This is a genomic window from Nocardiopsis sp. TNDT3, assembly GCF_003427465.1.
Taxonomy (GTDB): Bacteria; Actinomycetota; Actinomycetes; order Streptosporangiales; family Streptosporangiaceae; genus Nocardiopsis; species Nocardiopsis dassonvillei.
On record NZ_QPFC01000015.1, the window covers coordinates 1 to 3,976 of the forward strand.

At 69.6% G+C, this 3,976-nt stretch carries 3 protein-coding genes; 2 read left to right on the top strand and 1 reads right to left on the bottom strand.

What is annotated here, in order from left to right; translation table 11 throughout:
- Together DQW06_RS00320 and DQW06_RS00325 are read left to right on the top strand one after the other, a co-directional pair.
- Window positions 1-834 (top strand): sensor histidine kinase (locus DQW06_RS00320; protein ID WP_198662346.1); only part of this gene is annotated, 834 nt, incomplete at its 5' end.
- On the top strand, window positions 786-1,433 hold the full coding sequence (locus DQW06_RS00325) for a response regulator transcription factor (protein ID WP_013152994.1): 648 nt from the start codon (window positions 786-788) through the stop codon (window positions 1,431-1,433). The genes DQW06_RS00320 and DQW06_RS00325, both read left to right, overlap by 49 nt.
- A gap of 240 nt (window positions 1,434-1,673) precedes the next feature.
- Here the strand turns inward: DQW06_RS00325 and DQW06_RS00330 are convergent, their stop codons facing one another.
- Entirely contained in the window at window positions 1,674-3,779 is a 2,106-nt protein-coding gene (locus DQW06_RS00330) for an AMP-binding protein (RefSeq protein ID WP_117197736.1), read from the bottom strand.
- Window positions 3,780-3,976 lie beyond the last annotated feature (197 nt).

Genomic DNA, 3,976 nt, shown 5'->3' on the forward strand with positions numbered 1-3,976 from the left:
CTCTACGACACCTACACCCCCACCACCACCCTCAACCAACTCATCATCCTCATCCCCGCCCTGGCCCTCATCACCCTGGGCTGGCTCCTCATCCCCCTGGCCGCCGACACCTACCTACGCTTCAACCGCCTCCTGCTCTCCCCCTCCGAAAAAGCCCGACTCACCGCCCGCGTCGCCCACCTGGCCACCAGCCGCGCCCACACCATCGACACCCAGGCCTCCGAGATCCGCCGCATCGAACGCGACCTCCACGACGGCGCCCAAGCCCGCCTCGTCGCCCTGGGCATGAACCTGGGCATGGCCGAACAAATCGTCGACAAAGACCCCGAAACCGCCCGCGCCATGCTCACCGAAGCCCGCGAAACCACCCGCCACGCCCTCACCGAACTCCGCGACCTCGTCCGCGGCATCCACCCACCCGTCCTCGTCGAACGCGGCCTCGACGGCGCCGTCCACGCCCTCGCCCTCACCCACCACCTGCCCATCACCGTCACCATCGACCTCCGCGGCCGCCCCGCCGACCCCGTGGAGTCCGCCGCCTACTTCGCCATCGCCGAACTCCTCACCAACACCGCCAAACACGCCCACGCCACCCACGCCTGGATCCACATCAACCACGGCCGCAACCGCCTGGTCATCACCGTCACCGACAACGGCACCGGCGGCGCGGACCCCGCCCCCGGCAGCGGCCTGGCCGGCATCCGCAGACGCCTGGACGCCTTTGATGGCACGATGAACATCACCAGCCCACCGGGCGGCCCCACCATCGTGACCCTGGAGATCCCGTGCGTGTTGTCATCGCCGAAGACCTTGCCCTCCTCAGAGACGGCCTGATCCGACTCCTCCAGGCACACGACTTCACCGTCGTCGCCGCCGTCGACAACGGCCCCGACCTGCACACCGCCCTCACCGAACACAAACCCGACGTCGCCGTCGTCGACGTCCGCCTACCCCCCACCTTCACCGACGAAGGCCTCCAAGCCGCCATCGCCGCCCGCACCCAGATCCCCGGCCTGCCCATCCTCGTGCTCTCCCAGCACGTCGAACAGCTCTACGCCCGCGAACTGCTCTCCGACGACACCGGCGGCGTCGGCTACCTCCTCAAGGACCGCGTCTTCGACATCGGCCAGTTCATCGAAGCCGTCCGCCGCGTCGCCGACGGCGGCACCGCCATGGACCCCGCCGTCATCTCCCAACTCCTCGCCCGCCAGGACCAGAGCGGCCCCCTCGCCCAACTCACCCCCCGCGAACGCGAGGTCCTGTCCGAAATGGCCGAAGGACGCTCCAACTCCGCCATCGCCGCACGCCTCTACATCACCGAAAAAGCCGTCAGCAAGCACATCAACAACATCTTCACCAAACTCGACCTGCCGCCCTCCTCCGACGACAGCCGCCGCGTCCTGGCCGTCCTGGCCTTCCTCAACGGCCAGTAACCATCCCCCTCACACCGGTTCGGCGCCCAACACCCGCCCAGCCGGACCACACGTGTGCACCCACAGCGTCCAACACCGGCTACCGCGCCACCAGCACGGCGGTCACCGCACCCGACCCCCGGCCCAGGCACTCCACGGACACACCGGCACGGCCGCACCGACCGCCATACACACACCAAAGGCCGCGGCCCAGACCACCCGGCCCGGACCGCGGCCACCGACACCGCCGCCTACTACCCCCTACTGCTGCTCACGCCGCACCCGGTACAACCCGTCGATCTCCTCCGCGAACGCCCGCAACACCGCCTCACGCCGCAACTCCCCCGACGCGTGCACCAACCCCGACTGCACCGTGAACTCCTCCGCCAACACATGAAACGACCGCACCGCCAGATGACGAGGCACACTCCGATTGGCCTCGTACACCAACCCCTGCACCTCACGCAGCAGCTCACGGTCCCCCGCGATCTCCTCCGGAGCCATCGCCAACGGCCGACCGTTCACCAACCGCCAGTACTCCAACTGGTCACGCACCAACGTCACCAACGCACTCGCGAACGGCCGCCCCTCCACGATCACCAACACCTGACTGATCAACGGATGGGCACGCAACCGCGCCTCGAACTCCGCCACCAGCTCCGCGTCCCCCCGCTCCACACGCTGGTCCTGCGGCTCCACCACGGCGGGCTCCCCGCCCCCAGCCGGATCCACCGCGGCGAACGCCGCCGTCACCGCCAGCATCTCCCCCGAACCCCCATCCGAGGCCGCACCGGGCTCCTGCTCCACCGAAGCCTCCAACGCGCGGCCCTCCAACGCACGCGCATCCCGCCGACGCACATCCTCCTCGGAGTCACGCCGCTGCTCCTGCACCGGACGACCCTCCAGCACACGCCCCTCAGACTCCGGCAGCACACGGCCCTCCAACGCAGGCGCCTCATCCGCCCCGCGCGCCACGAACCGCCCCGCCAACTCCTCCGTCGCCGCCTGCACCCGCAACCGGCCCGCCACACTCACGACCCCGTCCGCGTCCACCTCACCCGCGTACCCCGTCGCCAACCACCCCTCACGAAACGCACTCCGCGAGGCCTCACCCTCACCCCAGTACCCCGAGAACACCGCACCGCCGCGCACATGGATCTCGCCCTCACGCGACACCCACACCTCACGACCCTCCAGGGCACGCCCCACCGTCCCCGGAACCCGGTCCCCCACAGCACCGGCCGCGAACACACCCCCCGCCTCGGCCGTACCGAACGCCTGCACCACCGGAATCCCCACACCGCCGAAGAAGGAGTCCAACCGGTCCGACAGCCCACCGCCCCAGCACACCGCCAGATGCACCCGGCCACCGAACAACTCCCGCACCCGCGAGAACTGCCAGTCATACATCGTCCGCGACAACCGCTGCCACGCACTCCTGCGCGGCGACCGGTCGAACTGCACCGCCGACTCCACCGCCGCGTTGAACGTGCCCAACGAGTCCCACCCCGTCGAACGCGCACTCCCCCGCTCCGCATCGAAGACACCCTGCAACACCCGAGCCGAACACACCAGCACCGTCGGCTTGAACGCCTCCATCTGCCGCACCAAACCCGTCGGGCCCGCCAACCCCACACGCACACGCCCCACCATGCACGCCACCAACGAAGCCAACCCCGAGATCTGCGACAACGGCAGATCCAACAACGTGCTCGCCCGGCCCTCAGGCAACTCCGACAACCGCGGCCACATCCGGTCCACCACATCCGCCGCAGCCGACAACAACGCCCCGTGCGACAACACCACACCCCGCGTCAACCGCGACACCGTACTCACCGGATACAGCACCACCGCCACATCCTCGGCCACCGCCCCGTCCCGACGAAACCGCACCGACGACGCGTCCATATACGCACCCAGCGACACCACACCCGCCAGACCCGCGTCCATCCGCCACACCCGACCCAGGTCCGGCAACTCACGCTGCAAACCCGACACCGTGCGCAACAACCGCTCACCCTGCACCACCGCAGCCGCCGGACGCGTCTGCCGCACCACATGCGTCAAACGCTCCGCCGACACCGACTCCGGCAACGGCACCAACACCGCACGCACCGACCACACGGCGAACGCCAAGCGCACCCAGTCCTGATGCGACCCCGACACCACCACGATCCGGTCGCCCTCACCCACACCGGCCGCCACCAGACCCTTGGCGACCGCCGTCACCTCCGTGGCGAACCCGCCGGCCTTCACCCGCTCCCACCGGCCGCGCTCACCGCGCACGGAGAACACCTCCGCATGGGCCTCCTCCGTGGCCACCCCGTACACCAGGTCGCTCAGCCCGGAAAGACCCCGGGCCCACATACCAGGAGTGACACTCGGACCGCCCATACCCACTCATCCTCTTGCCGCATCGGAAGACAGGCCGAACAGGCCCACCTCAATCGGGGGATTGCGACCTACTGTGCCCATTTCCCCACCACACGGCAACCCGGAACGCAGACCCGCAACGCCCCAGCACACACCACGGCCACGACCCACCCGGCCCGGCACCCCCAGGG

What these genes read in the sequence shown, in the direction of transcription:
- DQW06_RS00330 (WP_117197736.1), bottom strand. Translation starts at nt 3,779, where the DNA reads ATGTGGGCCCGGGGTCTTTCCGGGCTGAGCGACCTGGTGTACGGGGTG.